Annotated in this window: 25 protein-coding genes and 1 tRNA gene; 17 read left to right on the top strand and 9 right to left on the bottom strand. The window is 36.5% G+C overall.

Going from position 1 to position 26,066, the window contains the following annotated elements; all coding sequences use genetic code 11:
• Positions 1-30: 30 nt before the first annotated feature.
• A complete protein-coding gene (locus ASG31_RS13680; RefSeq protein WP_056033659.1) occupies positions 31-1,062 on the top strand; it encodes an NAD(P)/FAD-dependent oxidoreductase in 1,032 nt (343 codons plus the stop codon).
• Positions 1,063-1,083: 21 nt separating this feature from the next.
• Here ASG31_RS13680 and ASG31_RS13675 read toward each other — a convergent pair whose 3' ends face one another.
• From ASG31_RS13675 to ASG31_RS13665, 3 genes are all read right to left on the bottom strand, one after another.
• Positions 1,084-1,461 carry a hypothetical protein gene (locus tag ASG31_RS13675; RefSeq protein ID WP_056033656.1) on the bottom strand — a complete coding sequence of 126 codons (378 nt, stop codon included), beginning with the start codon at positions 1,459-1,461 and terminating at the stop codon, positions 1,084-1,086.
• Positions 1,462-1,637: 176 nt separating this feature from the next.
• A tRNA-Ser gene (locus tag ASG31_RS13670) sits at positions 1,638-1,724 on the bottom strand.
• Between the two features lie 61 nt (positions 1,725-1,785).
• Positions 1,786-2,799, bottom strand: coding sequence for an asparaginase (locus tag ASG31_RS13665; protein WP_056033653.1), 1,014 nt, complete (start codon positions 2,797-2,799; stop codon positions 1,786-1,788).
• Between the two features lie 293 nt (positions 2,800-3,092).
• Between ASG31_RS13665 and ASG31_RS13660 the strand changes: the two genes are divergently transcribed.
• Both ASG31_RS13660 and ASG31_RS13655 read left to right on the top strand, forming a co-directional pair.
• Entirely contained in the window at positions 3,093-3,752 is a 660-nt protein-coding gene (locus tag ASG31_RS13660; protein ID WP_056033650.1) for a TrmH family RNA methyltransferase, read from the top strand.
• Positions 3,753-3,761: 9 nt separating this feature from the next.
• Entirely contained in the window at positions 3,762-4,298 is a 537-nt protein-coding gene (locus ASG31_RS13655; RefSeq protein WP_056033647.1) for a hypothetical protein, read from the top strand.
• Between the two features lie 26 nt (positions 4,299-4,324).
• On the opposite strand, the gene ASG31_RS13650 is transcribed toward ASG31_RS13655, so the two are convergent.
• From ASG31_RS13650 to tsaD, 3 genes are all read right to left on the bottom strand, one after another.
• On the bottom strand, positions 4,325-5,020 hold the full coding sequence (locus tag ASG31_RS13650) for an RsmE family RNA methyltransferase (RefSeq protein WP_056033644.1): 696 nt from the start codon (positions 5,018-5,020) through the stop codon (positions 4,325-4,327).
• A 121-nt stretch (positions 5,021-5,141) separates the two neighbouring features.
• Complete coding sequence (locus tag ASG31_RS13645) at positions 5,142-5,552, bottom strand: hypothetical protein (protein ID WP_131725555.1); 411 nt, start codon at positions 5,550-5,552, stop codon at positions 5,142-5,144.
• A 71-nt stretch (positions 5,553-5,623) separates the two neighbouring features.
• Positions 5,624-6,640 carry a tRNA (adenosine(37)-N6)-threonylcarbamoyltransferase complex transferase subunit TsaD gene (tsaD, locus tag ASG31_RS13640; protein ID WP_056033638.1) on the bottom strand — a complete coding sequence of 339 codons (1,017 nt, stop codon included), beginning with the start codon at positions 6,638-6,640 and terminating at the stop codon, positions 5,624-5,626.
• 4 nt (positions 6,641-6,644) lie between these two features.
• Here tsaD and ASG31_RS13635 point away from each other — a divergent pair, with 4 nt between their 5' ends.
• The 10 genes from ASG31_RS13635 to ASG31_RS13590 all read left to right on the top strand — a co-directional run bounded on the left by ASG31_RS13635 (position 6,645) and on the right by ASG31_RS13590 (position 20,793).
• A complete protein-coding gene (locus ASG31_RS13635; protein WP_056033634.1) occupies positions 6,645-11,423 on the top strand; it encodes a hypothetical protein in 4,779 nt (1,592 codons plus the stop codon).
• 134 nt (positions 11,424-11,557) lie between these two features.
• On the top strand, positions 11,558-12,028 hold the full coding sequence (locus ASG31_RS13630) for an Lrp/AsnC family transcriptional regulator (protein WP_056033631.1): 471 nt from the start codon (positions 11,558-11,560) through the stop codon (positions 12,026-12,028).
• Between the two features lie 68 nt (positions 12,029-12,096).
• A complete protein-coding gene (locus ASG31_RS13625; RefSeq protein WP_056033626.1) occupies positions 12,097-12,486 on the top strand; it encodes a hypothetical protein in 390 nt (129 codons plus the stop codon).
• 90 nt (positions 12,487-12,576) lie between these two features.
• The gene (locus ASG31_RS13620; protein WP_056033622.1) at positions 12,577-13,557 is read left to right on the top strand and encodes a pyruvate dehydrogenase complex E1 component subunit beta; all 981 of its coding nucleotides are present in this window, start codon (positions 12,577-12,579) and stop codon (positions 13,555-13,557) included.
• A 126-nt stretch (positions 13,558-13,683) separates the two neighbouring features.
• Positions 13,684-15,681, top strand: coding sequence for a KUP/HAK/KT family potassium transporter (locus ASG31_RS13615; protein WP_056033619.1), 1,998 nt, complete (start codon positions 13,684-13,686; stop codon positions 15,679-15,681).
• Positions 15,682-15,750: 69 nt separating this feature from the next.
• The gene (locus ASG31_RS13610) at positions 15,751-16,224 is read left to right on the top strand and encodes a Fur family transcriptional regulator (RefSeq protein WP_056033616.1); all 474 of its coding nucleotides are present in this window, start codon (positions 15,751-15,753) and stop codon (positions 16,222-16,224) included.
• 3 nt (positions 16,225-16,227) lie between these two features.
• On the top strand, positions 16,228-17,967 hold the full coding sequence (locus ASG31_RS13605) for an OstA-like protein (protein ID WP_056033613.1): 1,740 nt from the start codon (positions 16,228-16,230) through the stop codon (positions 17,965-17,967).
• 256 nt (positions 17,968-18,223) lie between these two features.
• Positions 18,224-19,399, top strand: coding sequence for an aspartate aminotransferase family protein (locus tag ASG31_RS13600; RefSeq protein WP_056033610.1), 1,176 nt, complete (start codon positions 18,224-18,226; stop codon positions 19,397-19,399).
• A gap of 125 nt (positions 19,400-19,524) precedes the next feature.
• Positions 19,525-19,911: an START-like domain-containing protein gene (locus tag ASG31_RS13595; protein WP_056033608.1), complete on the top strand. Its 387-nt coding sequence runs from the start codon at positions 19,525-19,527 to the stop codon at positions 19,909-19,911.
• Between the two features lie 129 nt (positions 19,912-20,040).
• On the top strand, positions 20,041-20,793 hold the full coding sequence (locus ASG31_RS13590; protein WP_082504586.1) for an aminotransferase class IV: 753 nt from the start codon (positions 20,041-20,043) through the stop codon (positions 20,791-20,793).
• Positions 20,794-20,871: 78 nt separating this feature from the next.
• On the opposite strand, the gene ASG31_RS13585 is transcribed toward ASG31_RS13590, so the two are convergent.
• A complete protein-coding gene (locus tag ASG31_RS13585) occupies positions 20,872-21,453 on the bottom strand; it encodes an N-acetylmuramoyl-L-alanine amidase (RefSeq protein WP_056034042.1) in 582 nt (193 codons plus the stop codon).
• 101 nt (positions 21,454-21,554) lie between these two features.
• Entirely contained in the window at positions 21,555-22,103 is a 549-nt protein-coding gene (locus tag ASG31_RS13580; protein ID WP_056034040.1) for a YqgE/AlgH family protein, read from the bottom strand.
• A gap of 24 nt (positions 22,104-22,127) precedes the next feature.
• Here ASG31_RS13580 and pdxH point away from each other — a divergent pair, with 24 nt between their 5' ends.
• Positions 22,128-22,769 carry a pyridoxamine 5'-phosphate oxidase gene (gene pdxH / locus ASG31_RS13575; protein ID WP_056033602.1) on the top strand — a complete coding sequence of 214 codons (642 nt, stop codon included), beginning with the start codon at positions 22,128-22,130 and terminating at the stop codon, positions 22,767-22,769.
• Positions 22,770-22,836: 67 nt separating this feature from the next.
• Here pdxH and ASG31_RS13570 read toward each other — a convergent pair whose 3' ends face one another.
• Positions 22,837-23,139: an HU family DNA-binding protein gene (locus tag ASG31_RS13570; RefSeq protein ID WP_056033598.1), complete on the bottom strand. Its 303-nt coding sequence runs from the start codon at positions 23,137-23,139 to the stop codon at positions 22,837-22,839.
• 398 nt (positions 23,140-23,537) lie between these two features.
• Between ASG31_RS13570 and panD the strand changes: the two genes are divergently transcribed.
• Genes panD through ASG31_RS13555 form a run of 3 tightly spaced genes read left to right on the top strand, consistent with a single transcriptional unit; the run spans position 23,538 to position 26,053 of the window.
• The gene (gene panD, locus ASG31_RS13565) at positions 23,538-23,888 is read left to right on the top strand and encodes an aspartate 1-decarboxylase (RefSeq protein ID WP_056033595.1); all 351 of its coding nucleotides are present in this window, start codon (positions 23,538-23,540) and stop codon (positions 23,886-23,888) included.
• A gap of 6 nt (positions 23,889-23,894) precedes the next feature.
• On the top strand, positions 23,895-24,935 hold the full coding sequence (locus tag ASG31_RS13560) for a lysylphosphatidylglycerol synthase transmembrane domain-containing protein (protein ID WP_056033590.1): 1,041 nt from the start codon (positions 23,895-23,897) through the stop codon (positions 24,933-24,935).
• A gap of 56 nt (positions 24,936-24,991) precedes the next feature.
• Positions 24,992-26,053: an NAD(P)H-dependent flavin oxidoreductase gene (locus tag ASG31_RS13555; protein ID WP_056033587.1), complete on the top strand. Its 1,062-nt coding sequence runs from the start codon at positions 24,992-24,994 to the stop codon at positions 26,051-26,053.
• Positions 26,054-26,066 lie beyond the last annotated feature (13 nt).

Raw genomic sequence — 26,066 nt, 5'->3', positions numbered from 1 at the left:
CCTGAGTACTTTTACTCAGGTTTTTTTATTATGGAAAATGTAGATTATATTATTGTAGGAGATGGGTACGCAGCGCTTTTCTTTGCACATCATTTGATCAGAGAGCAAAAGTCTTTCAGGCTGTTTTCAGAGGGCAGAAAAGGTGCCTCTCAAGTTTCTGCAGGAATTATAAACCCTGTAGTGCTTAAAAAATTTACTACATTCTGGAAAGCTCAGGAACAAATCAATTATCTGAAAAATACCTTAGCTGAAATAGAAAGATATACCGGCAAAAATTATCTTGTAGCTCAGCCCATTCACCGAATCTTCCATGATGAGAATGAAAAAAATCTGTGGAAAAAAAAAGCCGGCACCGATGAACTGAAGGATTTCCTGGCAACAGAATTTTCTGAATTGAGTGAAGTGCGAAATCCATACGGAACGGGAACTGTAAGCCAATCTGCACGCCTTGATGTAGCCTCGTTTTTCAGCGATATGTTTACCTGGTTAATGAAGGAGAATTATCTGGTCAGCGAGAAATTTGATTACAGTAAGATCAGTCCTTCAGATAATATTTATAAGGAATATAAGTTTAGAAATATAATCTTCTGCGAAGGAATGGGAGTTGCTGCAAATCCGTTTTTTAAGGATATTCCCGTCATCCCGAATAAAGGTCATCACATCAAAGTTCAGCTACAAAATGATTTGAAAACCAAGGTTACAATCAAGAAAAAGCACTTCCTTTTTCCTTTAGACAGTGGATTGTATTTCTACGGTGGAACGTACGACAGAGACCAGCTGCATTTAAAAATTGATGATTCTGCTACAGATCAGCTCGTGAGTGGTCTGGCAGAAATATATCCTTTTGATTTTGAAGTAAAAGACATCAGCTTCGGCTTCAGACCTACCGTTAAAGACAGAAGACCAATTGTGGGAAGACATCACATCCACCAGAATTTCTATGTTTTCAATGGTTTAGGCGCACGCGGAATCCTGAATGGTTGTTACTTCTCAAAACATCTCTACGACTTTATTGAGACGAATGTTCCGTTGCCTGACGAGATTTCCTCAGACAGATTTTAAGCTAAAATTTATAAAAAATTATTAGTGCATTTGAGCAGTAGCCGGCTCGGCACTTTTCTTTGATGTAAAAAGAACCATGTTATAATTCTTTTTCAGAAAAGTAACTTCCCTGTTGTTCTCAGTAAACTGATATTCGTTATCAGATGTAGAATAGGTGTTGCTTTCGAAATCTTTCTCCAGAACATAAACGCTTCCGTTGTATTTAACCGTTTTAGCCTTATCTTCCTTGTGAGTTCCTACTGAAAGTTTCTCACCCATCATATCTGTATAGTCACGGTATTCAATTTCTTCGCTGGGCTTTACTTCCTGGTTGTTGATCTGCACATCCGGATCTTTTGATGGAGCGCTGCAGCTGAATAGAAGAACAGCCGTCATAAGAGTAAATAGTTTTGCAGACATATTGTGTTTGTTTTGTAGATTTAGTGTGGTGCAAAAATACAATATATTTCGATTATAAATGTTAATTTTTATTAAAATAACAAATAATTTTTAATAAAACTAAAATATTCTGCGAATGTGGTATTTTAAAGAAGGATAAAGCCACAAAAAAACCGCCTGTTAACAGACGGTTTCAGCAGAGAGGAAGGGATTCGAACCCTCGATACAGTTACCCGCATACTACCTTTCCAGGGTAGCTCCTTCAACCACTCGGACACCTCTCTATGTTTTGAAGACTGCAAAAGTACAGTAATTTATTGAATTTACAAAAGCTTAATTTACACTTTAGCTAATTTCACCACAAATATTTTCAGAAAAATGATCTGCAAATTTTCCCTGATACTTTGGGTTGTCGATTAGATGCATGGCCTTCGTTATTGCCGCTTCAGCAGTCATGTCTTTACCGCTGATGGCTCCGATTCTTGCAAAAATATTACTGTTTTCGTATTTTCCAAAAGATATTCCGCCAGAGATGCACTGGCTCACCACCACAATTTCAGTTCCGTTATTCCTGATCTGCTGGAGTGTTTCAAAAGTCTTAGAACTGCTGAAAATAGTTCCGGAGCCGAAAACCTGCAAAATCAACACCTTCATTTTCGGGATGTCTTTAAAATGATTCAGATTCATACCCGGGAAAATTCTCCAGAATAAAACATCCTCACAAATGTGATCGTCCACAAAAAAATCAGATTTTGAAGGCACTCTCCAGAGATTGTCTTTGTCAATATTCAAATGCACTCCGGATTGCCCAAGAAGAGGGTAGTTCGGACTGGAATAGGCATCAAAAAATTCCGCAGAATATTTCAAAGTACGGTTTCCTCTCAGAAGTTTATATTCGAAATAAATTGCAACCTCCTGAATAACCGCCTCGTTATTTTCGTAAAGACTTGCATAATATAAACTTGTCAGCAGATTTTCCTTCGCATCGGTTCTCAGATCTCCAATCGGCAATTGAGAGCCCGTTAAAATCACAGGTTTAGAAAGACCTTTCAGCATAAAACTCAGTGCTGAAGCTGTGTAAGACATAGTGTCAGTACCGTGGAGAATCAAAAAGCCATCATATTTTGTATAATTATTGAGAATGTAATTGGCAATAATTTTCCACTCAGTGGGTCCCATATCCGAAGAATCCAGTGGTTTAGCAAACGGATGCACAAAAACCTCGCACTCCATCAGCTTCATTTCGGGCATTTTCTCAAAAATATTTCCGAAATCAAACGCACGAAGACTTCCGGATTCGTAGTCCTTTTCCATCCCGATGGTGCCGCCGGTGTAGATCAACAGTACTTTTCTTTTCATGAATTCAAAAATACGTTTTTTTTACAATATTATTTTCGTTTTGGGCGCCTGACAACTACATTAGTAAATTTCTCTAAAAGCTTTCGCTTTTTACTCATTTATGTCTTCCACTCCCGCTTTTTTATAAGACAGCTTCGTACCTCAGCTATTATAAAAAGAGCTCCGTTCAAGCCGGAGCGCAGAGTTTTTTGTTAATCAACAGTATTTCGGTCATCACTTTCATTTTATTTTCCGTCTTATTTCAAACCCTTTGATCACTCGTTTTGCCTCGAAAAAATTATTATTTTTGCAGGATGAAAGACCAGCAGATTTACGATTACCTCAAAAATTTCCTTACAGAAGAAAGACTTTCTAAAATAGAACATTTTGCTCCCGAAAGTTCAGATTTTATACTACCCGTAATTGAGGATATTTATCAGTTCAGAAACGCAGCAGCCATTGTGCGTTCTGTTGAAGCTTGTGGTTTTCATAAAGTGGTGGCTCTGCAGGAAGAAAATAATTTCGAACCCAATCTCAGAGTCACCAAAGGTGCAGATACCTGGGTTGAAGTAGAAAGACTTCCCAGAAATATGGAGTCCTTCCAAAATATTAAAGACCGTGGTTACAAAATGGTCGCCGTTTCACTGGAGAAAAATGCAAAATTTATTCCCGAATACGAAATTACCGAACCCATTGCTTTGGTCTTCGGAACCGAAATGCAGGGTGTTACTGAAGAAATTCTTGATTTTGCCGACGAGACTTTAGCCATTCCAATGTATGGTTTTACGAGAAGTTTCAATGTTTCAGTTGCCGCTTCAATCTGTATGTATGAATTAAAACAGAAACTGATAAAATCGAATCTCGATTATAAACTTAATGAAAAAAAACTGCTTCAGATGAAAATCCGCTGGGCTGTAAATTCCATCAAAAGCGGACAGCAGATTTTGGAGAAATATTTACGTGAAAATTTTTAATTTTAGAGAATGAAACTTTTATTCTTACTGTTTATTCCTGTTTTTTGTTTTTCTCAGACAAATAATTTGAAATTTTCAAGTCCTTCTGAAACCAATGCGGTTTTAGTAGGGTATCAGGCATCATTCGATCCTAAAAAAAACGAAGATGACCATGATATTTTGAAAACGGTACACATTGTAGAAATCAGTTATTCAAAGATTTATGATAGAGGAGGAAGGCATCCTGCATCAGTCAATTATTATGTAGGTAATGATTTTATAGTTAATTTCAAACAATTTATCATCGGTCCTAAATTTGGAGTTAATTTCAGTGCAAGCGCGCTGAGTATTGGTTCTGAAATGAGTTTTTATACAGATTTTGAGAAGTTTTCGCCTAGATTAAGTCCATTTATAGGTTTCGGAGTAAATGGTTTCAAATTATTTATCAGCTTTCCGATAAAATTTTCAAAAACTGAATTTATACCTGTTAATACTTTAAATCTTGGGATAACTGTGCCTGTTTTTAGCACAAATAATAAGAAATCTCAAACAACCACGGAGAATTAGTTTAATTTTAGAAACAGTTTTGGAGATTAAAACATCTGATTGTAATTCCATGCAGCTACAAAAACGCCAGCAGTTTCTGTTCTCAATCTCTGATTGCCCAAAGAAACCGCTCTAATTCCCTTTTCGGCCAAAAATAAAATTTCCTTATCCGAAAAATCGCCTTCAGGGCCAATCAGAAAAGTATAATTTTCTAATTGTGGAATTTCATTTAAATTAATTCTGTCTAAATTTTCGTTGCAGTGTGCTACAAAAGTGGTTTTTGGATCAATACTTTTCAGAAAATCGGGTAATTTAATTAAATCATTAATAACAGGAAAGTGAAATCTTAAACTTTGCTTTGAAGCCGCAATCGCCTGTTTTCTGATTTTATCAATATTAAGATTTTTGCGCTCTGTTTTTTCGGTTTGAAGAATTGTTACTTCAGATATTCCCATTTCTACGGCTTTTTCTACGAAAAATTCAATCCTGTCAATGTTTTTTGTAGGCGCGATTGCAATGTGGAGCTTTGGATTAAAATCTGGAGTTTCAGTTTTAATTTGTGTAACCTCAATTCCTGCTTTTTTTCCTTCAATAATCAGTGTTCCGGAGGCCAGATTTCCCGTTCCATCGGTTACGTGAATTTCCTCACCACTTTTCATACGGAGAACTTTTACAATATGCTGTTGCTCTTCGTCGTTGATGATTGCCTTTCCGTTATTGATTTCTCCAAAAAAAAGTTTCATAAATGGAATAATTAAAATCGTCTAAAATTCTGTTTAATTTGTGTTGGAAGATTTTTGTGTTATCATATTGAGCCTGTCGAAGTTCCATTATATACACGTATCCCGTCAAGTGGTTTAATTTTTAAAAATAAATCTCATTCTCACTCACGAAAGCAACTCCCGTCTTTATTGTCGTGTAAACATCGCCTTCACAATCTCTGTAAGAACACATGTAAATTTCTTCCACCCAAAGATTATTCATAAAAATCAAATTCAGATATTCATTTTTTCTTAAATTATTTTTGATGGAAAGATAATCGCCTTCCTTCGGCTCATATTCAAAACTGAAAACATTCTCAGCATTGATTTTCTCAATAATTTCTTCCTTTACATTCTGAATAAAACCGGTCTCTGAACTGATCATCTGGAAATCATCTTCATCAAATTCAGACGTAGCATCATTTTTTCCGGTAATGGTTTCAAGGACCCAATAATATTTTGAATTCTTTTTAGATTGGGTTCCCAGTATTTTTTCTTCCAGTAATATTTTCATCTGTTGATGTTTGATTAAATTGTTTTTTAGAAATTTTATTTCCAATAAATGTGAAACAGAAAAATTTCTCTCTACAAATCATATCTTGAAGTCGCCGTCGTCCTCAAATCTGTAAATTCTCCTCTTTCAAATTTCAGTTGAGCCACCATCGCAATCATCGCTGCATTATCAGTTGTATATTCAAATTTAGGAATGTAAATATTCCAACCCAGTTTTTCGCTGTTATTCTGCATCACTTTTCTGAGTTCAGAATTGGCGGAAACACCGCCGGCAATCGCCACATCTTTTATATTTAAATCTTTGGCGGCTTTTTGAAGTTTATTCATTAAAATTTCAACAATACACTTCTGTACCGAAGCACAGATGTCATTCAGGTTCTCTTTAATGAAATCAGGATTTTTCCTAACCTCTTTCTGAATGAAATACAAAACAGAAGTTTTTACACCACTGAATGAATAATCATAATTTTCAAGCCGTGGCTTGTTAAACTGAAATGCATCGGGATTTCCTTCTTTAGCTAATTTATCAATAATGGGTCCTGCAGGATAATCAAGATTTAAAATTTTTCCGATTTTATCAAAAGCTTCGCCCGCTGCGTCATCTATTGATTTTCCGATAATTTCCATCTCAAAGTAATCCTTTACAAGCACAATCATGGTATGGCCGCCGCTTACGGTGAGGCATAAAAAAGGAAATGTGGGAGGCACAGGATTTGCATCGTCGATGAAATGTGCCAGAATGTGCGCCTGAAGATGATTTACTTCTATTAAAGGCACGTTAAGGCTCATCGCCAGAGACTTAGCGAAGGATGTACCCACAAGAAGAGAACCTAAAAGTCCGGGGCCTCTTGTGAAACCTATCGCAGAAATTGCATTTTGTTGTATATTTGCTTTGACGAAAGATTTTTCAACAACAGGAATGATGTTTTGCTGATGTGCCCTGGAAGCCAGTTCCGGAACTACACCACCGTATTCATTATGAATTTCCTGATTGGCTGCAATATTGGAGAGAATGGTATTTCCTTTGATAATCGCTGCTGAAGTGTCGTCACAAGACGATTCGATACCTAAAATAATAGAGTCGCTCATTATAATGGCAAAGTTAGAGAATAATAACGAAAATAAGAACAAAAAATCGGTGGGTGAAAATCTGGGAGATCAGGTGCAGAAAACCGTAGATAATGTTCAGGAGTCGGTGAAAGAAGCTTCAGATTTTGCTGCCGAAGCCATTAAACATCCAATAGACACAGCTCAGGAATTAGGAAAACAGGCTGCTAAGGATGTGGTGAGCTATTCCTGGTGGGCAAAATTACTGCTCATACTTTTCTGGACGGTACTTTCAATTGTTGTTTTGGTTTTTATTGCTATTAATTTGCCGGTTACCAAAAGATGGGCTGCAGATCAGGCTTTGCAGATTGTCAACAGAGATTTTAAAGCCAAAATGTCTACAGAAAGTGTTGAAGTGGATTTCTTTGGTGATGTTACTATTAAAGGTTTAAGGATAAAAGATTATAAGGATCTCGATTTTATTAAAGCAAGAGAATTTAAAGCCAATTCAGACTGGTTTTCTCTGGCAACCAATATCGGAAAACACAATTCTTTAAGTTTTAACGGGTTACGATTGGTTGATGCTGATATCAAAATAATTACTTATAAAGGCGATAGTATCTCAAATTTTATCAGATTTACAAAACTTTTCGACAGCGGAAAAAAGGCTGATCCCTCAAAGCCACCATTCCAGTTAAATGCAAGACTTGAACTTTTAAATTCCAAAGTCTCTATTGTCAACCAGAACTCTCCGGGTGAGCCGGGAAAATGGCTTACTGCAACCAACGTCAATCTGATTGCTCCAAAAGTAAAAGTGAACGGGGTAAATATTGCCGCTACAATCAATAATTTTTCATTTGTTACCAAAAGATGGGGCAAATCTCACGTTGTGGAAACTTTTTCTACAGATTTTGCAATGACCAAAGATTTCCTTCTGCTCAAGGATTTAACTTTCAATACAGATCATTCCCTTCTTCAGGGCGATATTAAATTTAATCTGAAGGACGGCTCGTGGGCTGATTTTGCTGATAAAGTGAAATGGGATATGGATATGAAGATTGGAAGCCAGATCAGTGGTTATGACATCAGCTATTTTGTGACCAACTGGGATAATTTTATTCCATTTAATGTATCCGGTAAAATGGCCGGGCCGTTAAATAATTTTACATTGGATAATTTTCTGATCAGAAATCCCTCAGTTAATATTGCTACCAAAAAAATGGACGTCAAAAATCTGTTGAAGGGTAATTTTTTAATTGAAACAAAAGCTCTTTCAGCAGATTTCACCTACAAAGATTTAAAAGCAATGATGCCAACATTCATTTCTGCTAAGATGAAAAACTTTGCAGATGATTTTGGTAAATTAAAATACAACGGAAGCGCAAGTGTAAATCCGAAAGAGGTTTTTGTTTCATCTGGAGATCTGATCACCGGAATCGGTCAGGCAAAAATCACCAATTTTTCTTTGAGAGAATACAGCTCGCCAGTTCCCAAATATTCAGGTTTAGCGGTTGTAAAAGATTTGAATACTTCTGTTATTACAAAAAACAAGGCAGTAGGCTTAATTTCCGGAAGATTTGATCTGAAAGGGGAAAGTTTCGATGTGAATACGATGAGAATTTCCACTAAATCTCAGATTTCCAGCATTGAAATTATGGATAAAGAAATCAATAATCTCTATCTTGACGGTTTGCTTGATCACAGAACGTACAAAGGTCTTATTACTCTGAATGATGAAGAAGTAAAAGGTTCTGTAAAAGGATTAATTGATTTCAGAACCAAAAGAATTTCTGCGGATGTAGATGCAGATATCAATTCTCTGAATCTGAATTATTTTACCGGGCAGCCTGGAAGACAGATCGTCAGCGGAAAGATCAGCGGGAAAATGGCGATGTCTGATCTTAATGATTTAGGTCTGGATGTAAGTGTAGATAATGTTTATTTTGCCAACGGCGGAAAGCAATATCACATTCCTCACGCAAAAATTAATACCAGAGCAGAGGGCGGAAACAGAATCATTGATGTTAATGCTCCGGGCGCTATCGACGGGCAGATTTCCGGGAAATTTAATCTCGCTGATCTCTCCGGAATGGTGCAGAATGGCTTCTCAAAAATTTTAGTAGGTCCCGCCCCAAGAAAACTGTACCGCGGACAGAGATTTAACCTCGATTTTAATGTGGAACAGGGCCTGGTGGCTTTGTTTATGCCGGATCTTCAGTTATCACAAGGTGCAAAAGTTTCGGCACAATATGATGGTGACAGCAATAATTTAGTTCTTGATCTCGATGCCGCTTCACTAAAGTACATCATGACCAGGCAGCAGGAAATTACAGATGCAGACCGCGCTCTGGCAGAAGCTAATCCTAATTATCAGATAAATGACCGGGTGTCAATCACCCGCGACAGTGCGATGGTTGACAGTGTGAAGGTGAGAATTAATACGGCAAATTTAGATCAGCAGATTTTCACAAAGATCAACAGACTTCAGTACAATCAGAATGTTATTAAAGATATTACAATCACAGGTGAGAATGAAGATAATACTCTTCTGAAAATCGCTGCGAGCTTTAAACATGGAAGCCCGCAGGATGAAGAAGATGAAAATCTTAAGAGTTATACCATCAATTTTAATCAGTCTGCCAACGAATTTGGGGATTATGTTTTCAGGTTTGAGCCTACGGAAGTTAATTTTAATAGTGTAAAATGGGCGGTTGATACCAGTCCTTCGCTCGACCACTCGATCACGTACCGGAAAAAAACTGCCGATTTTGAGATAAAAAATCTGAGGATTTTTTCTGATGAAAGTTCGCTTCAGATTAATGAATCCACTTTTAAATCTGCAAAAGATTTCTATCTGGATGCCGAAGTGAGCAATTTTGCTATTGGAAAGATTCTAGAGATGACTCCCAACGGAAATACCATGGATATTAAAGGTGTAGCCAACGGAAATGTGAAAATCAAAATGGATCAGAGCACACTCCAGCCATTGGTAGACCTTACCGTTGATGATATCATGATGAATGGAAATGACATGGGAGATATCACCATCTCTGCTACCAACAGTTTTTCTTTAAATGTGTATGATATTGATGTGAAAGTGGCATCTGCAGGAATTATCGGGAACAATAATCTTCATCTTACAGGAACTGTCAACAACAATACTGCTACACCTACAATTGATCTGAATGCTGCTTTGGATGATTTTGATCTTTCTTTTACACAGCAATTTGTGCAAACCGTTTTCGGAAATATGAGAGGAAAGGCTACCGGAGATCTGAAAATCAGCGGAACAATGAAAAACCTCGATTACAGTGGGAATATTGCGCTGAAAGATTTTGGATTAAAACTTCTTTTTACAGGTGTAGATTATTCTTTTGATAATACAACGATTGATTTAACCAAAGGTCTTGCAATCCTCAACAACATCGGCGTGCACGACGGAAGATCAAATTCTAAAGGAACCATTTCAGGATTGATCAGATTTGAGACACTTTCTTCTATGGGTGTTTCTTTGCTGATGAGAGCAGACAATTTACTGATGCTTGATACCACTCAGAAAGATTATGATTTGTTTTGGGGCAGAGTCTACGGTCAGGGCGAACTTTTCGTAGACGGGCCGGTTTCTGCTTTAAGTATTTCTACACCGAATATGAAAGCTCTCAACGGAAGTAATTTTACCTTCAATTCAGCTTCTACTTCAAATGTGGAGGAATTTAAAATGCTGAGATTCTTAAAGGAAAATAAAAGCGGATTCGTAGTTTTAGAGGAAAAGAAGAAAAGCGGTGCCAATATGGATATTGACTTCACTCTTGATGTAGATAAAGGAACAAATGTAAACGTTCTGGTAGGGGATGATGTAGGAAATATCAATGTGAAAGGAGTGGCTGATGATCTCAGATTCAGAATGAGCCGTGCCGGAAATATAGAACTTAGCGGTGATTATATCGTTGAAAACGGAACTTTCGTTTCTAAAGCAATTCTAAACAGAACATTCCAGATTCAGAAGGGCAGCAGTATCACCTGGGATGGCAACGCCATGACTCCCGTGCTTGATATCACCGCAAATTATGTAAGAATGGTTTCCAACGCCGCACAGTATCTGAATATCGGAGTGGGCCCAATCAGTGTTTTGCTGCAGGCTAAAATTACCAATACTTTAAATGATCCTGATGTGAAACTGGGAGTAACCGCTTTAGATGTTTCCAGCCAGGTGAAAGAAGCGTTGGCCACAAGAATTAATCAGGCGGAAGGTGAAGATGTTCTGCAGTTTGGTTCTATTCTGCTTTTAAACAGTTTCAACACCAGCGGTACTGTAAGTTTAGATGCGGCTGGTCTGGCAGAGTCATCCGGTTATAATCTTGCCCTGAAACAGCTGGGTTCTATCATCAATACCATGAGCAGCGAGTTTCAGATTGATTTGAATTATGTGAGAGGTGATCTGGGATCCAATACCGGAGACCGCGCCAATGCAGGATTAAGCTTCGCACTCTCACCAAGAATTGAAGTAAAAACAGGTCTTGGAATCCCTTTAAATCAAACCGAAGGAACTACTCAGAATTACCTGTCTGGCGAAGGCTCAATAGAATACGATATTTCTAAAAAGAATGACGGAACGCTGATCTTGCGAGGGTATTCCAAACCTACAAACATCGGGATGGGCAATGGTGCTGTGGTGTCTAACGGATCTGCAAATCAGGCGTACGGCGGTGGTATTGTGTGGAGTAAAAGTTTTAATTCTTTCTTTAAAAAGAAGAAAAAAGACAAAAAACCGCTAATAAAGAATGATTCGATAAAAACAGATTCCGTAAAATCAGCGAAGAAATAATCATAAAGTCATAATGATTTTTATCATATCTGTTAATTATAGTTAATATTTGATATTTTTTTTTCAGTTAAATTATTTTTCCTAATTTTGTAAAAAATTTATGGATTTTTTAGGAAAAATATAATTTCACTATTATGAACTATCAACTGGACGAAATAGACAAGAAAATTCTTGATTTCTTAGTAGAAAACACAAGAATGCCATTTACAGAAATTGCTAAGCAGATGGACGTATCTGCAGGAACAATTCACGTTAGAGTAAAGAAAATGGAAGATGCAGGTATTATTTTAGGATCATCTTTAAGCATCGACTACAGAAAATTAGATTATCACTTTACTGCCTTCATCGGTATCTTATTAACAAAATCAAACCGGACCCAGGAGGTTTTAAAAGAACTTTCTACATTACCAAACGTAATTGAAGCGAGCGTTATTTCAGGAAAATACAATATTTTCTGCAAAGTAAGAGCTAAAAATACGGATGATGCGAAGAGAATTATCTATCAGATAGATGATATTCAGGATGTTATGAGAACTGAGAGTATGATCTCTATGGAAGAATTCCTCAGCGACAAAAACAGATTGATCAACGCAATCACGATTTAATTTTTTTTACGATATAAATATTCAAAGGAACTTATGATTTTTTTTCATAAGTTCTTTATTTTTGCACCATGGAAAGAGAATATAAGGAATACAGCTATTTTGATGAAGACCCGAAGAAAGGCTGGGGTTTTATTTTGGCAATGGCTTCACTGCTGCTGTTTACTTTGATGGGTTTTGGGCTGGATTTTGACGAATATCTTCAGCACAAAACGTTAAACATTCCCGAAGGTTATTTTTATCTCATTTTCTCTGTTGACGTATTGATGATTACAGGAATAGTCCTGATGTATTTTTACAGAAAAGCAGGAATTATTTTGTTTCCGGTTATGTTGTTGCTGCATTTCTTTATGCACAACTATTATCTTTCTACATTTCTCTATTCAGATGTAACCAATCTTTTTCTGTTTACCGGCTTCGGAATGCTCGCAATTATCCCAAAATGGAAGTTTTTCAGATAAATATTTTCGAAAAATTAATATTGAAAAGAGCCTTTTCTTTCGATTAATAAATAAAAACATTATTTTTGTATCTAAATTTTTAAAATTACTATGGCAGAATATACTTTTCGTGAGGTGATTGCACAGGCAATGAGTGAGGAAATGCGCAAAGACGAATCTATCTTTTTAATGGGTGAGGAAGTTGCAGAATACAATGGTGCATACAAAGCATCAAAAGGAATGTTGGATGAGTTTGGTGCTAAACGTGTAATCGATACACCCATTGCTGAGCTTGGTTTCACTGGGATTGCGGTAGGTGCTGCAATGAACGGTAACCGTCCGATTGTTGAGTATATGACGTTCAACTTTGCTTTGGTGGGTATTGACCAGATCATCAACAATGCTGCAAAAATCCGTCAGATGAGTGGTGGACAGTGGAACTGCCCAATCGTATTCCGTGGTCCTACAGCTTCTGCAGGTCAGTTGGGTGCTACACACTCTCAGGCTTTCGAAAACTGGTACGCAAACATTCCAGGTCTTAAAGTGGTAGTTCCTTCTAATCCTTATGATGCGAAAGGGTTGTTAAAATCTGCAATTCAGGACAACGATCCTGTAATCTTTATGGAATCTGAGCAGATGTACGGAGATAAAATGGAAATTCCTGAAGAAGAATACTATTTACCGATAGGAAAAGCAGACATCAAAAGAGAGGGCACGGATGTGACTCTGGTTTCTTTCGGAAAAATTATGAAATTGGCACTTCAGGCAGCTGAAGATATGGCTAAAGAAGGTATTTCTGTAGAAGTGATTGATTTGATTACCGTTCGTCCTTTGGATTTTGAAAGCATTCTTACTTCGGTAAAGAAAACAAACAGATTGGTAATTTTAGAAGAAGCATGGCCATTTGGTTCAGTATCATCGGAGATTACTTATATGGTTCAGCAAAAAGCATTTGATTATCTGGATGCGCCAATCAAGAGAATTACTACTCCTGATGCTCCTGCTCCTTACTCATCAGCACTGTTTGCAGAATGGTTCCCGAAACTTGAAAAAGTGAAAGAGGAAATTAAAAATGCGATGTACGTAAAGTAAATCTTCAACGATTATAGAAAAAAACTTCCGAAAGGAAGTTTTTTCATTTATTATATTCATCGATAAAAATTCTTCGGGTTATAATTTTAGTATAAATTTGCCCGTTTAAAATTTAAAATTGCTGATATGGCAGAAGTTACAGAAGGCGGTCATCATATTGATCTTAAAAAGCTTTCTTTTGTTGGGGTTTTGGTCTCTTTAGGGATTGTATTCGGGGACATCGGAACCTCGCCTTTGTATGTAATGAAGGCCATTGTAAGTGCCAGACAGGCTGGCGCAGCGATGCCTTTTGACGAATATATTGAGGGAGCACTATCCTGTATTATTTGGACTTTGACTCTCCAGACTACTCTGAAATATGTTATTATTGCTCTTCGGGCAGATAATAAAGGAGAAGGAGGGATTTTAGCTCTTTTTTCACTGATCAAAAATCTTAAAAAGCGCTGGCTGTATTTAATTGCAATTATTGGTGCATCTGCCCTGGTTGCGGATGGAGTTATTACTCCATCATTAACTGTAATGTCTGCCATAGAAGGCTTGGAAATCTACAATCCACATACTCCAGTGGTCTTGATAACGTGCTGTATATTGGTAGTTATTTTTGTTGTTCAGCAGTTTGGAACCTCTTTTATCGGAAAGTTTTTTGGACCGGTGATGGTTGTTTGGTTTATCGTTTTGGGAGGTTTGGGATCTATCCATCTTTTTGAAGATTTTTCTATACTTAAATCTTTCAATCCCTATTATGCCTACAAATTAATTGCAGATTCTCCAAGTGCTATAATAATTTTAGGTGCTGTTTTTCTTTGTACTACCGGAGCTGAAGCATTATATTCAGACTTGGGACACTGTGGAGCTAAGAATATCAGAGTCAGCTGGGTTTTTGTAAAATTAATGCTGATATTAAATTATCTTGGTCAGGGAGCATGGTTATTAAAAAATCATCAGCTTGTACAGGAGAGTGGTGTTAATCCATTTTTTGGTATTATGCCAGAATGGATGATAATACCAGGTGTGGTTTTGGCAACTGCTGCGGCAATTATTGCCTCTCAGGCCTTGATTACCGGTTCTTTTACCATCTTTTCAGAAGCAATGTCGCTTAATCTATGGCCAAATCAAAAGATTGATTATCCTTCAGGTGTAAAAGGTCAAATGTATATTCCGAGAATTAATTGGGGGTTATTGTTGTTCTGTATCGTAGTAGTACTGCATTTTAAAGAATCTCATAAAATGGAAGCAGCATATGGGCTTTCTATTACAGTCACTATGTTTATGACCACAATATTATTGACATTCTGGCTACTTAAGAAGAGAGTGAATAAACTTTTGATTCTTGGTTTTTTCCTTATTTATGGAGCTATAGAGCTAGGTTTTTTCAGTGCCAATATCATAAAATTCTTTGATGGCGGTTGGATTACTGTGGTTCTGGCAGGATTTATCGGGGTTTGCATGTATTCTTGGTATAATGGAAGACAGATTAAAGGTAAATTTATTAATTTTGTTAAGATAAATAAATATGTCTCTATTATTAAAGACATGAAATTAGATGAAACAATACCAAAATACTGTACAAACCTTGCCTACCTAAGCAGAGCTAAGTATAATGATGAAATAGAATCTAAGATTATCTATTCCATTGTTAAAAAACAGCCTAAAAGAGCAGATCATTATTTTATTTTAAGCATTATCAATCAGGAAGATCCTTACACTTTTAAGTATACAGTGGAAGAAATCTTACCCGGCACAATTTATAAAATAAATTTTCTCCTTGGCTTTAAGGTTGACAGAAGAATTAATGATTACTTCAGTGTAGTGCTGAAAGATTTGATGGCAGAAGGTACAATACCGTCCCGAAGCAGTCATCCATCACTCAGAGCATACAATATTCCGCCAGATTTGAAGTATGTGGTTATTGATAACACTTACATCAACGATATACTTCTAACAGTAAAACAGAAAATAATATTAAGTTTATACAACTTCGTGAAATATATTGGCAGTGATGATTTCAAATCGTGGGGCGTCACATCACACAATGTTGTAGTAGAATCTGCACCGCTTACGGAAGAGGCAGTTTCAGACAAAGACAGAATTCAGCAGACAAAATTTGAACGTCGCAGCTCTTAAAAAGGGTCATAAAATTAAGCGGTGTGCTATTCAATAAAAAATCGGTAAATTTGTAGTATAAATTTTTTAATGGATACTTTACAGAAAGAAAAAAATATAACGCTGATAAAAGATGTTTTACGAAACTATTTATTAGAAAAAGGTTTTAGAAATACGCCTGAACGTTACACGATTTTAGAAGAAATATACGGTATGGAACATCATTTCAACGTTGATGATCTCTACCTTCTGATGATGCAGAAAAAATATCACGTTTCTAAAGCCACCATCTACAATACAATTGAAATCTTCCTTGATGCAGGGTTGATCCGTAAGCATCAGTTTGGTGAAAAGACTTTAACATCTTCTTCTTACGAAAAGTCTTATTTCGACAAGCAGCATGATCACCTGGTGATTTATAAGAAAGATTCAGACAAAGAAATTCAGGAGATTATTGAGTTTTGTGATCCCCGTATTCAAGGGATTAAAGAAGCAATAGAACAGGCTTTTGACGTAAAAATAAACTCTCATTCACTGTATTTTTACGGTACCAAGAATGATTAATTAATGAAGATATTCTGTTTTCTGTTAATTTTCCTTGCAGCATTATTCAATGCGCAGGATAAACTCAAACCTGTACAAAAAGATCCTTTTTTACAGAATAAATCTGCAAAAACGCCATCAGGCCCGGGAAAGAAGGTGAAGATTATCAATGCAGATGAAATTATAAAAGATCCTAAAATCTACGATGGCAATCAGACACTTAAAGGAAATGTGAAAGTTGAGCATCAGGGGTCTATTTTAAGTGCCGATATTATTGTAATCTATGAAGAAGAAAACTTTGCCAGAGCAATAGGAAATGCGAGACTTGAAAATCCCGACGGATCAGTAATTACCTCTTCAGAAATGGAATATGACGGCAATACCCAAAAAGGCGTTGCCAGAACAAACGTTGTTCTGAATGATCCAAAGGGCACCATCATCAAAACCGAAACTCTGTATTACGACAGATTGGGAAATCAGGCCTATTACAATACGGGTGGAACAATTAATGATGGTAAAAGTACAACCTATTCTAAAGCAGCAACCTACTTTTTAGACACCAGAACTATCGATCTTACGGGAAGAGTGAAGATTGAAGACCGTGAATACACGCTGGAAGGTGATAACGTGGTTCAGAACCAGAATACCAATATCGTAACTATCAACGGTTACACGGTAATCACCAACAGGAAAAATCCGAAGAACAGGATTATTACAGAAAAAGGTACTCATAATATGAATACCAAAGAATCTTTTCTGACAAAGAATTCCAGAATTTATTACAATGATAAAATCCTTACGGGTGACGCTCTGTACTTCAATCAACTCACGGGTTACGGAACGGGAACCGGGAATGTAACACTGGATGATCCTTTGGAGAAACGATACATCAAAGGCGGATATGGCGAAATTTATGAGAAAAAAGATTCTGCAATGATGACTAAAAGTCCGTATGCAGTCAAGATTTTAGAGAAAGATTCCATTTATTTTGCATCCGAAAAAATCCTTTCCTATCAAAAGCCCGATTCGGTAGACGCTACCAAAAAGAAAAGTTTTATACGCGCATTCAGAAAAGTAAGAATTTACAAATCTAACGCGCAGGGAAGAGCAGATTCTATCGCTTTCAACGAAACCGACGGTGTTATCCACATGTACAGAGATCCCATCCTTTGGAGCGACCAGAAGCAGGTAACGGGCGACAAAGTTGAAGCCTATTTCAATACCGGAAACGAAAATATAGATTCACTCAAAGTAATAGGGAATGCCTTAGCCATAAGTAAAGTAGATTCTCTGAATATGAAAGACGAGTTTAATCAGGTGAAAGGTAAACTGATGTCTGTATTTTATGAAGAAGGAAAAATAAAAGAGGTAAGAGTAATCGGGAATGCGCAGTCTATCGCCTATGTAGATGATGAAGATTCAGCTACTAAAAAGCCTGTGAGAATCGGAGTCAACCTTTCCTCATGTGGAATTATCGGAGCTTTATTTGTAGAACAGCAGTTACAGATTCTCTCCTGTAACATCGGCGCCACAGACGATACGTACCCGATGAGTATGATAGAACCCTCCAAGCGGAAATTCCCAGACTTTAACTGGAATACCAAAGACCGAATAAGGAAATGGCAGGACATTCTCGTTGATACTCCGAATTACGAGGAAATAAAATACGAATCGGATACCTCACTCTACGATCAGTCTCAAAAGATTATAGATGATGCTAAAGCCAAAGAAGAGGCAAAAAAACCGAAAAGAGTACGTAAATAAAAATAGAAAATCAGAGTTATTGGCTCTGATTTTTTTTGGTTAAGATTTTTTTTGAAAAGTTGTCAGCTTGAGGGTATCTTTAATCTTCTGCTGGCGCAAGCGTCTCGCTTGTGTCCGCATTATTAACGCTCGAGCCAGCGATGAGTACAAACTTACTCTCCGAAGCCTCCTCACTTCAAAGATTTATTTTAAACCAATTTCTAAAACACTTTCCTCCCAATCTTATTATCTTTGCGAAATCATTTTAAAGGAAATCATGCAAAAGAAATTTTTTAAATATCAGGCGCAGACAACGCAGTTTGCTGCAGGTTTTGAAGTTGAAAAAGCGGTGGGAAGTTACATTTACGGAACTGACGGCAGAAAGTATCTTGATTTTGTTGCCGGTGTTTCTGCCAATACATTGGGGCACTCTCATCCGAAAATTGTCAGTGTGATTAAGGAGCAGGCAGAAAAATACCTTCACGTCATGGTTTACGGAGAATATGCTCAGGAAAAACCGGTTGCACTTTGTCAGCTTCTGGCAGAATCTGTTCCTGATCCTTTGGAAGTGACCTACCTTGTAAACAGTGGTGCAGAAGCCATTGACGGAGCTTTAAAATTAGCCAAAAGATATACCGGAAGAGAAGAAATTATCTCGATGAAAGACGCTTACCATGGTAATACCCACGGTGCACTTTCGGTTTCCGGAAACGAATATCACAAAAGAGAATTCAGACCACTTTTGCCGATGGTGAATTTTATTGAATTTAATAATGAAGCAGATTTTTCGAAAATCACAGAGAAAACGGCCTGCGTTATTGCCGAAACTATTCAGGGTGCAGCTGGGTTTCTGATGCCTTCAGAAAACTATTTCAGAAATCTTAAAAAACGATGTGAAGAAGTTGGTGCTCTTTTAATTTTAGATGAAATTCAACCGGGCTTTGGTAGAACAGGAAAACTGTTTGCATTTGAACATTACGGAATCGTTCCTGATATTCTCGTCATGGGAAAAGGAATGGGCGGCGGTGTTCCGGTTGGCGCATTTATGAGTTCCAAACAAATTATGGAAACGCTTTCACATTCTCCGAAATTGGGTCATATCACAACATTCGGGGGAAATCCTTTGATTGCAGCATCAAGTCACGCTACTTTAAAAGAAGTTCTGGAAAGTGGTTTGATGAATGAGACTGATGCCAAAGAAAAACTTTTCAGAGAACTTCTGGTTCATCCCAAAATTAAAAACATCAATGGAAAAGGTTTGATGCTCGCAGTAAATTTAGGCTCACCTGAATACACTATCCATATCGCCAAAAAATGCATGGAAAAAGGTCTGATTGTTTTCTGGCAGCTTTACCGAAATGAATACATGAGAATTTCCCCACCACTAACGATTTCTGAAGATGAAATCAGAGAAGGGTGTGCTGTCATAATGAGTGCTTTGAATGAAAATTAGTCCGGAAAAAATGGTTTTATATATTTTATGACAAAAATCATAAACCTTTTATAAAAAAATATCCTCTGTTTTGTTAAATAAAAAAATTAATTTATATATTGCGACACGATTAAAATAGAGAATATATGGCGAAAAATAAGGTCCATTATGAGTTTCCAATGCACTGTCTTTCAGAGATTTTATACGAATATCTGGCTACAGCAGAGGGTTTGTCAGAATGGTTTGCAGAGGATGTTGTAGAGAAAGGAGACGATTTCTTTTTCAGCTGGGGTGGTGGTCCTGCTGAGAAGGCTACTTTGATCAGATATAAGCCTGAAGGTTTTGTACGTTTCAGATGGGAAGAAGATGAGGGAACCAAAAATTTCTTTGAAATGACCATCACAATTGATGATATTACAGAAGATTTAGCTCTTAATATTACCGATTTCTGCGAAGAAGGAGATGAGGAAGAAAACGCAATGTACTGGGAAAATCTGATCGAAAACCTCAGAATTAAACTTGGCGCTGCTTAAGAATAAAATATCAATGAAGAAAACTGATGAACGATTTATCGTTCATTATTTTTTTAGCTAAATCAAAGAAAATTGAAAAATTACACTTTTAATTCCGGTGCTGTGGACCACGCAAACAGAGCATTCACAATGGGAGACGCCGTAAAAGTTTCCTTCTTTATCCGAAATTCAAAACTGATTTTGGATGAAGAATGCTATTTCTTTTTAATGGCATCCATGCGTAAAATGAGATTGAATATTCCTTTGAGCTATACTTTGGAATTTTTTCAGAACCTTTTCACCTCAGAAATTATTCAGGGCAAATCAATAGAAAACGGAATTATTAATTTCTTAGCATACAGAAACAACGACGGAATCACGCTTTCAAAATCTACTGTTTCCTATTTTTTTGAAGTTAACGAAGTTGATGACGTCTTGAATATTCATCAGCGTTCTTTGGAACTCGATTTAATTAAAGAAATCAACGTCAATACCAATCTTCTAAGCAATATCAGAGTGCATTCCCCCGAAAATATTTACGGAAGTATCTACGCTCAGGAAAATGATCTCGATGACGTCATTTTTCTCAATCCGAACAAAAGGATTGCACGAACTGCAATGGGAAATCTTCTTCTTTTGGAAGACAATACTGTCAAAACTCCGAAGCATACGGAAGGTGCCTATATTTCGCCTTTGCTGGAGAACTTTGTGACGTTTTTAGATAAAAATAAACTGGCAGCGATTCAGGAAAGTGAGATGATTGCTTTTGAGTCTCAAAAAGCGGAAGAAATACTTTTAATTTCTGATGAGAAGGGAATTTTCTTTGTAGGAAAAATCAGAAATAAAACTTTTGCCAACGCGAGATTTCATGATCTCGTGCAGAAATGGAAAGAAAGTTTCTAAAATTGACAAACCCGGTAAACAACGTTTCAAGTCCTTTACCGGGTTTTTTTCTGAACTGGTCAGAATTGTATTTTTGATTTATAATTCTTTAAAAATTTTATCAAATTTTGCAGCCACTTCTTTCTGGCCTTTTTCACTTGAAAGATATTCTCTGTCTTTCGTGTTGTTGATAAAGCCTAATTCCACCAAAACTGCGGGAGATTTTGACTCTCTTAAGATATGAAGATTTTTCTCTTCGATATTACATTCACCAAGATTTTTAGAAATAGTTTTAGCTAAATTTTTTGATCCTTCAGAAGATTGAGTGTAAATTTCAGATCCATGTCTGTCAGACTCGCGCTTCGGGCTACTGTTCATGTGAAGAGAAATAACAGCAACAGGATTTAGTGTATTGATTTTTTCGGTTCTCTCTGATAAAGAAATGTTTTCATCAGAAGTTCTTGTCATAATGATTTCATAGTCATCATTATTTTTATTAAAATTTATGATTTCGTGAGCGATATTTAGAACAAGGTCTTTTTCGAAAATATTTTCTCTGTTTGACCCGAAGTCATTACCACCATGACCTGCATCAATGACGATTATTTTTTTATTTAACGGTGCAAAAAATAAAAATGATGCTGCAATCAGGCTGCAGCTCAGGAGTTTAATTGCTTTCATTTTCATTAATTTATTTATCCAAAGAACGTGAATTCTATCTTAAAAATTAGTTAAAGCAAACTTAAAGATTTGTTAATTGTTGATAGCCAAATATTTAAAATCTAATTCATTGAAATGTCTTCAGGAGAATTAGCCCAAAGTAAGAAATCACCGCCAAGATTCTGCATAATGGTTTTCCATAAAGTCTGATCGTTTGGTAAGGTGTAATCAAGATTGTAAACATCCACAACCGTCCAGACTTTTAAGGCAATTTCATTTTCAAGCTGTCCTGCAGACCATCCGGAATAACCTGAGAAAATTTTCAGATCCTGAACACTCAGTCTGTTGGTCATCACCGCATTAATCACTTCTTCAACATTTTCTGTAAGATAAAATTCTTTCGTGATTTCAGAATAAGTGTCTGTAATTTTTTCTCCTTTGATGATGAAAAATACTTTGTCATTTTCTACAGGACCGCCGTCATACACGTCAATCTTAAATTCAAAAATACTTTTGAATCTGCTGCTGATCTGGGTGTTTTTCTTATTGAGAATCAAACCGAAACTACCGTTTTCATCATGATCTATTATGAGTACTACAGACCGCGAAAAAATATCCCCCGAAATATCAGGCGTAGAGATTAATATTTTACCTTTGTATGAGTAATTCATACTCAAAAGTAATAAAAATTCTTTATGGAAAATCTGCACGATAAGAGAAAAGTTTATGCAAAATCACAACTTATTGAAAATGAGATTAAACAAAATCCTTTTGAGCAGTTCAGAGATTGGTTTGCAGATGCTACAGACAGTCCTCTGGTAGCAGAATCTAACGCCATGTGCGTCTCTACAGTGGAAGATGACGGATGCCCGCGAAGCAGAATGGTACTTTTAAAATCTTACAGCCATGAAGGATTTGTTTTTTACACCAATTACAGCAGCAGAAAAGGAAAGTCTATCGAAAAGACCCGCAAAGCATGTCTTCATTTTTTCTGGCCTTCTTTAGAAAGACAAATCATTATTAAGGCAGATTTAGAAAGGGTTGCAGAAAATCTGAGCGATGGTTATTTTCATTCAAGACCGAAGGGAAGTCAGCTTGGAGCGGTGGTTTCTCCTCAGAGCGAGAAAATTCCAAACCGTGAATTTCTTGAGGAAAAACTTAAAAATCTAGAGGAAGAATTTGAAAATAAAGAAATCCCACGACCTGAAAACTGGGGCGGCTATGTAGCAAAACCCTACGAAATCGAGTTCTGGCAGGGAAGACCAAACCGTCTGCACGACAGAATTATGTACAGTCTTGGAGATTTAGACTGGGAAATATCACGTTTAGCTCCGTAAGCTCAATTTCACAGCAGAAAAAAAACCTCATCAGACGATGAGGTTCAGTTTTTTTATAATCGTGTGATTATTTCTTCTTTTTCTTGTCGCTTGCACCTGCAACAGCAGTAGCAAGCTCAGCGCCAGCTTTAAATTTAGCTACTTTCTTGGCAGCGATTTTGATTGGCATCTTGGTAGCAGGGTTAATACCTTGTCTTGCAGCTCTTTCAGCTACAGAAAAAGTACCGAAACCTACTAAAGAGATTTTTCCGTCTTTCTGCTGTAAAGTAGAAGTTACGTTAGACATAAAAGATTCTAAAGCAGCTTTTGCTGCAACTTTAGTAATTCCTGCATCCTTTGCAATTGCGTCGATTAATTCAGACTTGTTCATAATTTGTAATATTAAAAGTTAGTTTGTTATAAAAGCAAATTTAAAACAATTTTCATATTGTGCAAATTTTTTGATAAAACTTATTGAAATTTTCATAAAACTGAAAAATTCTTTACAATATGTTAATTTGAAAATTGTTGAAAAATACGCATTTACGGCGGCTAAAATTGTGCCAAATGCCCTAATTGAAAGGTTTTAGGATTTTGCATAAATTATTTTATCATTTTATTAAATCCGAAATTTGTATTAAACGTAATGTGTTTTAAAATTATGGTTGAAAATATGCTAAATTTAATCGATTATAATTCAATTATTTTTAATTTTCAGAAACCTAAAATTAAACGTTCAGAAAACCGGTAAAGAGTTACATTCTGAAAAATAATTAATAAATTTGCACCATGTTTATAGAAGTTTTCAAATCTAAAATTCACAGGGTAAGAGTTACGGCTTCAGACCTCAATTATATCGGAAGTATTACCATTGACGAAGATCTGATTGATGCTGCAGGATTAGTGGTAGGCGAGAGGGTTTATATCGTGAATGTGAACAATGGTGAGCGTTTCGACACGTATGTGATTAAAGGAAAAAGAAAATCCGGGGAAGTTTGTCTGAACGGTCCTGCGGCAAGAAAAGTGCAGCGTGACGATATCATCATCATTATTGCTTATGCACAGATGAGCCCTGAAGAAGCGAGAGATTTTCAACCAAAAATTGTTTTTCCTGACGAAAAGACCAATCTTCTTACCTAAAACAGAATGGAAGATAAGAAAAATAATCCTCTGAAAAGTTTTATAACGATTCTTATTTCATTGGCATTTGCTGCATTTTTTTTGTGGCTGGCTTTGAAAGATTTTGATTTTAAGAGATTTCAAAATTCAATGTCGCAGGCAAACTACTGGTGGGTTGCTTTTGCTGGAGTTTTCGGGCTTTTGGCCTATTGGTTTCGGGCTGTACGTTGGAATTTACTCATGGAACCAATGGGTTACAGTATTTCAAACTCAAACGCACTTTGGAGTATTTCTTTCGGATATCTGATGAATCTTACCATTCCCAGAAGTGGGGAAGTGGCTCGTGCAACGGCTTTGTATGGTGTTGAAAAAGTTCCTGTAGATAAATCTGTAGGTACAATAATTTTGGAAAGAGTTGTAGATCTAATCTGTATGATTGCTTTTCTTGGTCTTACTTTAATTTTTAAATTTTCTAGTATCCTTTCTTTTTGGAAGTATATCGAAAAAGAGTTCTCAAAGAAATTAAATAATGCATTAATTTATCTTTACATCTTTATAGCCGTCTCTATTTTTCTTGTTGTGGTCTTTATTCTTCTTAGAAAAAAAGTCAATGGTAGTCCAATTTATAAGAAAATTCGAGGCATAATCTATGGTGTTGTTGAAGGTATAAAATCAATATTTAAGTTAAAGCAAAAAGGCAAATTCATTATCTATACTATTGCGATCTGGGTTTCGTATTACTTTGCTTCTTACTTGGTATGCTTTGCTCTTCCGGAAACTTCTAATTTTGAATTCTCAGATGGTTTTTTCATACTTGTAGTGGGCACTCTAGGAATGATTATCCCTGCCAGTGGCGGAATTGGTGCGTTTAATTTTGCCATGAAATTTGGCTTCATGACACTCTTTATTGCTATGGGGAAAGACGGAGCAGCAGGTGGTGAGCTTGGTCTTACATACTCCTTTATTACTTTGCCTTTACAATTGTTTTTAATGCTGATTATGGGAGGAATCTCAGTAGTAATGCTTGCAAGAGAGCGAAACCGGATTGTAGAATCTTCACAAAATTAATCTGAAATAAAAGTCAGTCTGACATTAATTTTTTAATTTTACTGAAACCGATTTTTATGCATTTAAAAAACGATCTCAGTAAAAAGCTTCGTACCCAGTTTCCTGTTATTCAGGCACCAATGTTTGGGGTGAGCACTCCGGAAATGGCTGCTGCTGCTAATAATGCAGGCTGTCTGGGTTCTTTGGCTTTGGCAGATTTGTCCGCTGAAAAATCTTTAGAATTGATTCAAAAGACGAAAAAACTTACGAATCATGATTTTGCCGTTAATATTTTCGTTCATCATATTCCGGAGATTACTGAAAAACTGAAAAGTGATTTTTCTGAAACTAAAATGTTCCTCGAAAATTTCGCTTCAGAAAATAATATTCAAGTTGATTTGCCTGATTTTGAAGATATTAAACTGAATTCTTACCACGAGCAGATTGATGCCGTAATTTCTGAAAAATGCAAAATCCTGAGTTTCACATTTGGGAATTTAGATTCTGAAAGTATTCTTAAATTAAAAAATAATAACGTCCTTCTCATCGGAACCTGCACTTCTGTGGAAGAGGCTCAAGAGCTTGAAAATTCCAGAATCGACGTCATTTGTGTTCAGGGTTGGGAAGCTGGCGGTCACCGGGGAAGTTTTACCTCAGAAAATATTCCTGAGATTGGCGGTTTTTCTTTACTGGCACAGGTTTCTGATGCTGTAAAAGTTCCTTTGATTTACGCTGGCGGAATTTACAGTGCTCAAACTTTAGTTGCTGCAAAACATCTGGGAGCAAGCGGATTTCAGATTGGAAGCATGTTTTTGGCTTCAAAGGAAAGTGCTTTACAGAATTTTGAAAGACGACGTTTGTTTGAAGTTAAGGAAAACGAAATTATCATTACAAAATCTTTTTCCGGGAGGTTTGCGAGAGGTATTAAAAATCAATTTACAGAAACGCTTGATTCCTCAAAATATATTTTGCCCTATCCATATCAGAATAAACTCACTGGAGCTTTGAGAACAGCAGCAAGAACAGCCAAAAATGCTGATTTTGTTAATCTTTGGCTCGGGCAGTCCGTTCAAAACTACAGCGAAGATTCTACTGAAGATATTTTGAAAAATTTCATCAGAGACTGCGAATCTTTATAACGAAAAAATCCCT

The sequence above is a fragment of the Chryseobacterium sp. Leaf404 genome, assembly GCF_001424145.1.
Lineage (GTDB): Bacteria > Bacteroidota > Bacteroidia > Flavobacteriales > Weeksellaceae > Chryseobacterium.
The sequence above is the reverse complement of the archived record's forward strand: the minus strand, read 5'-3'. Positions and strand labels throughout refer to the sequence as shown.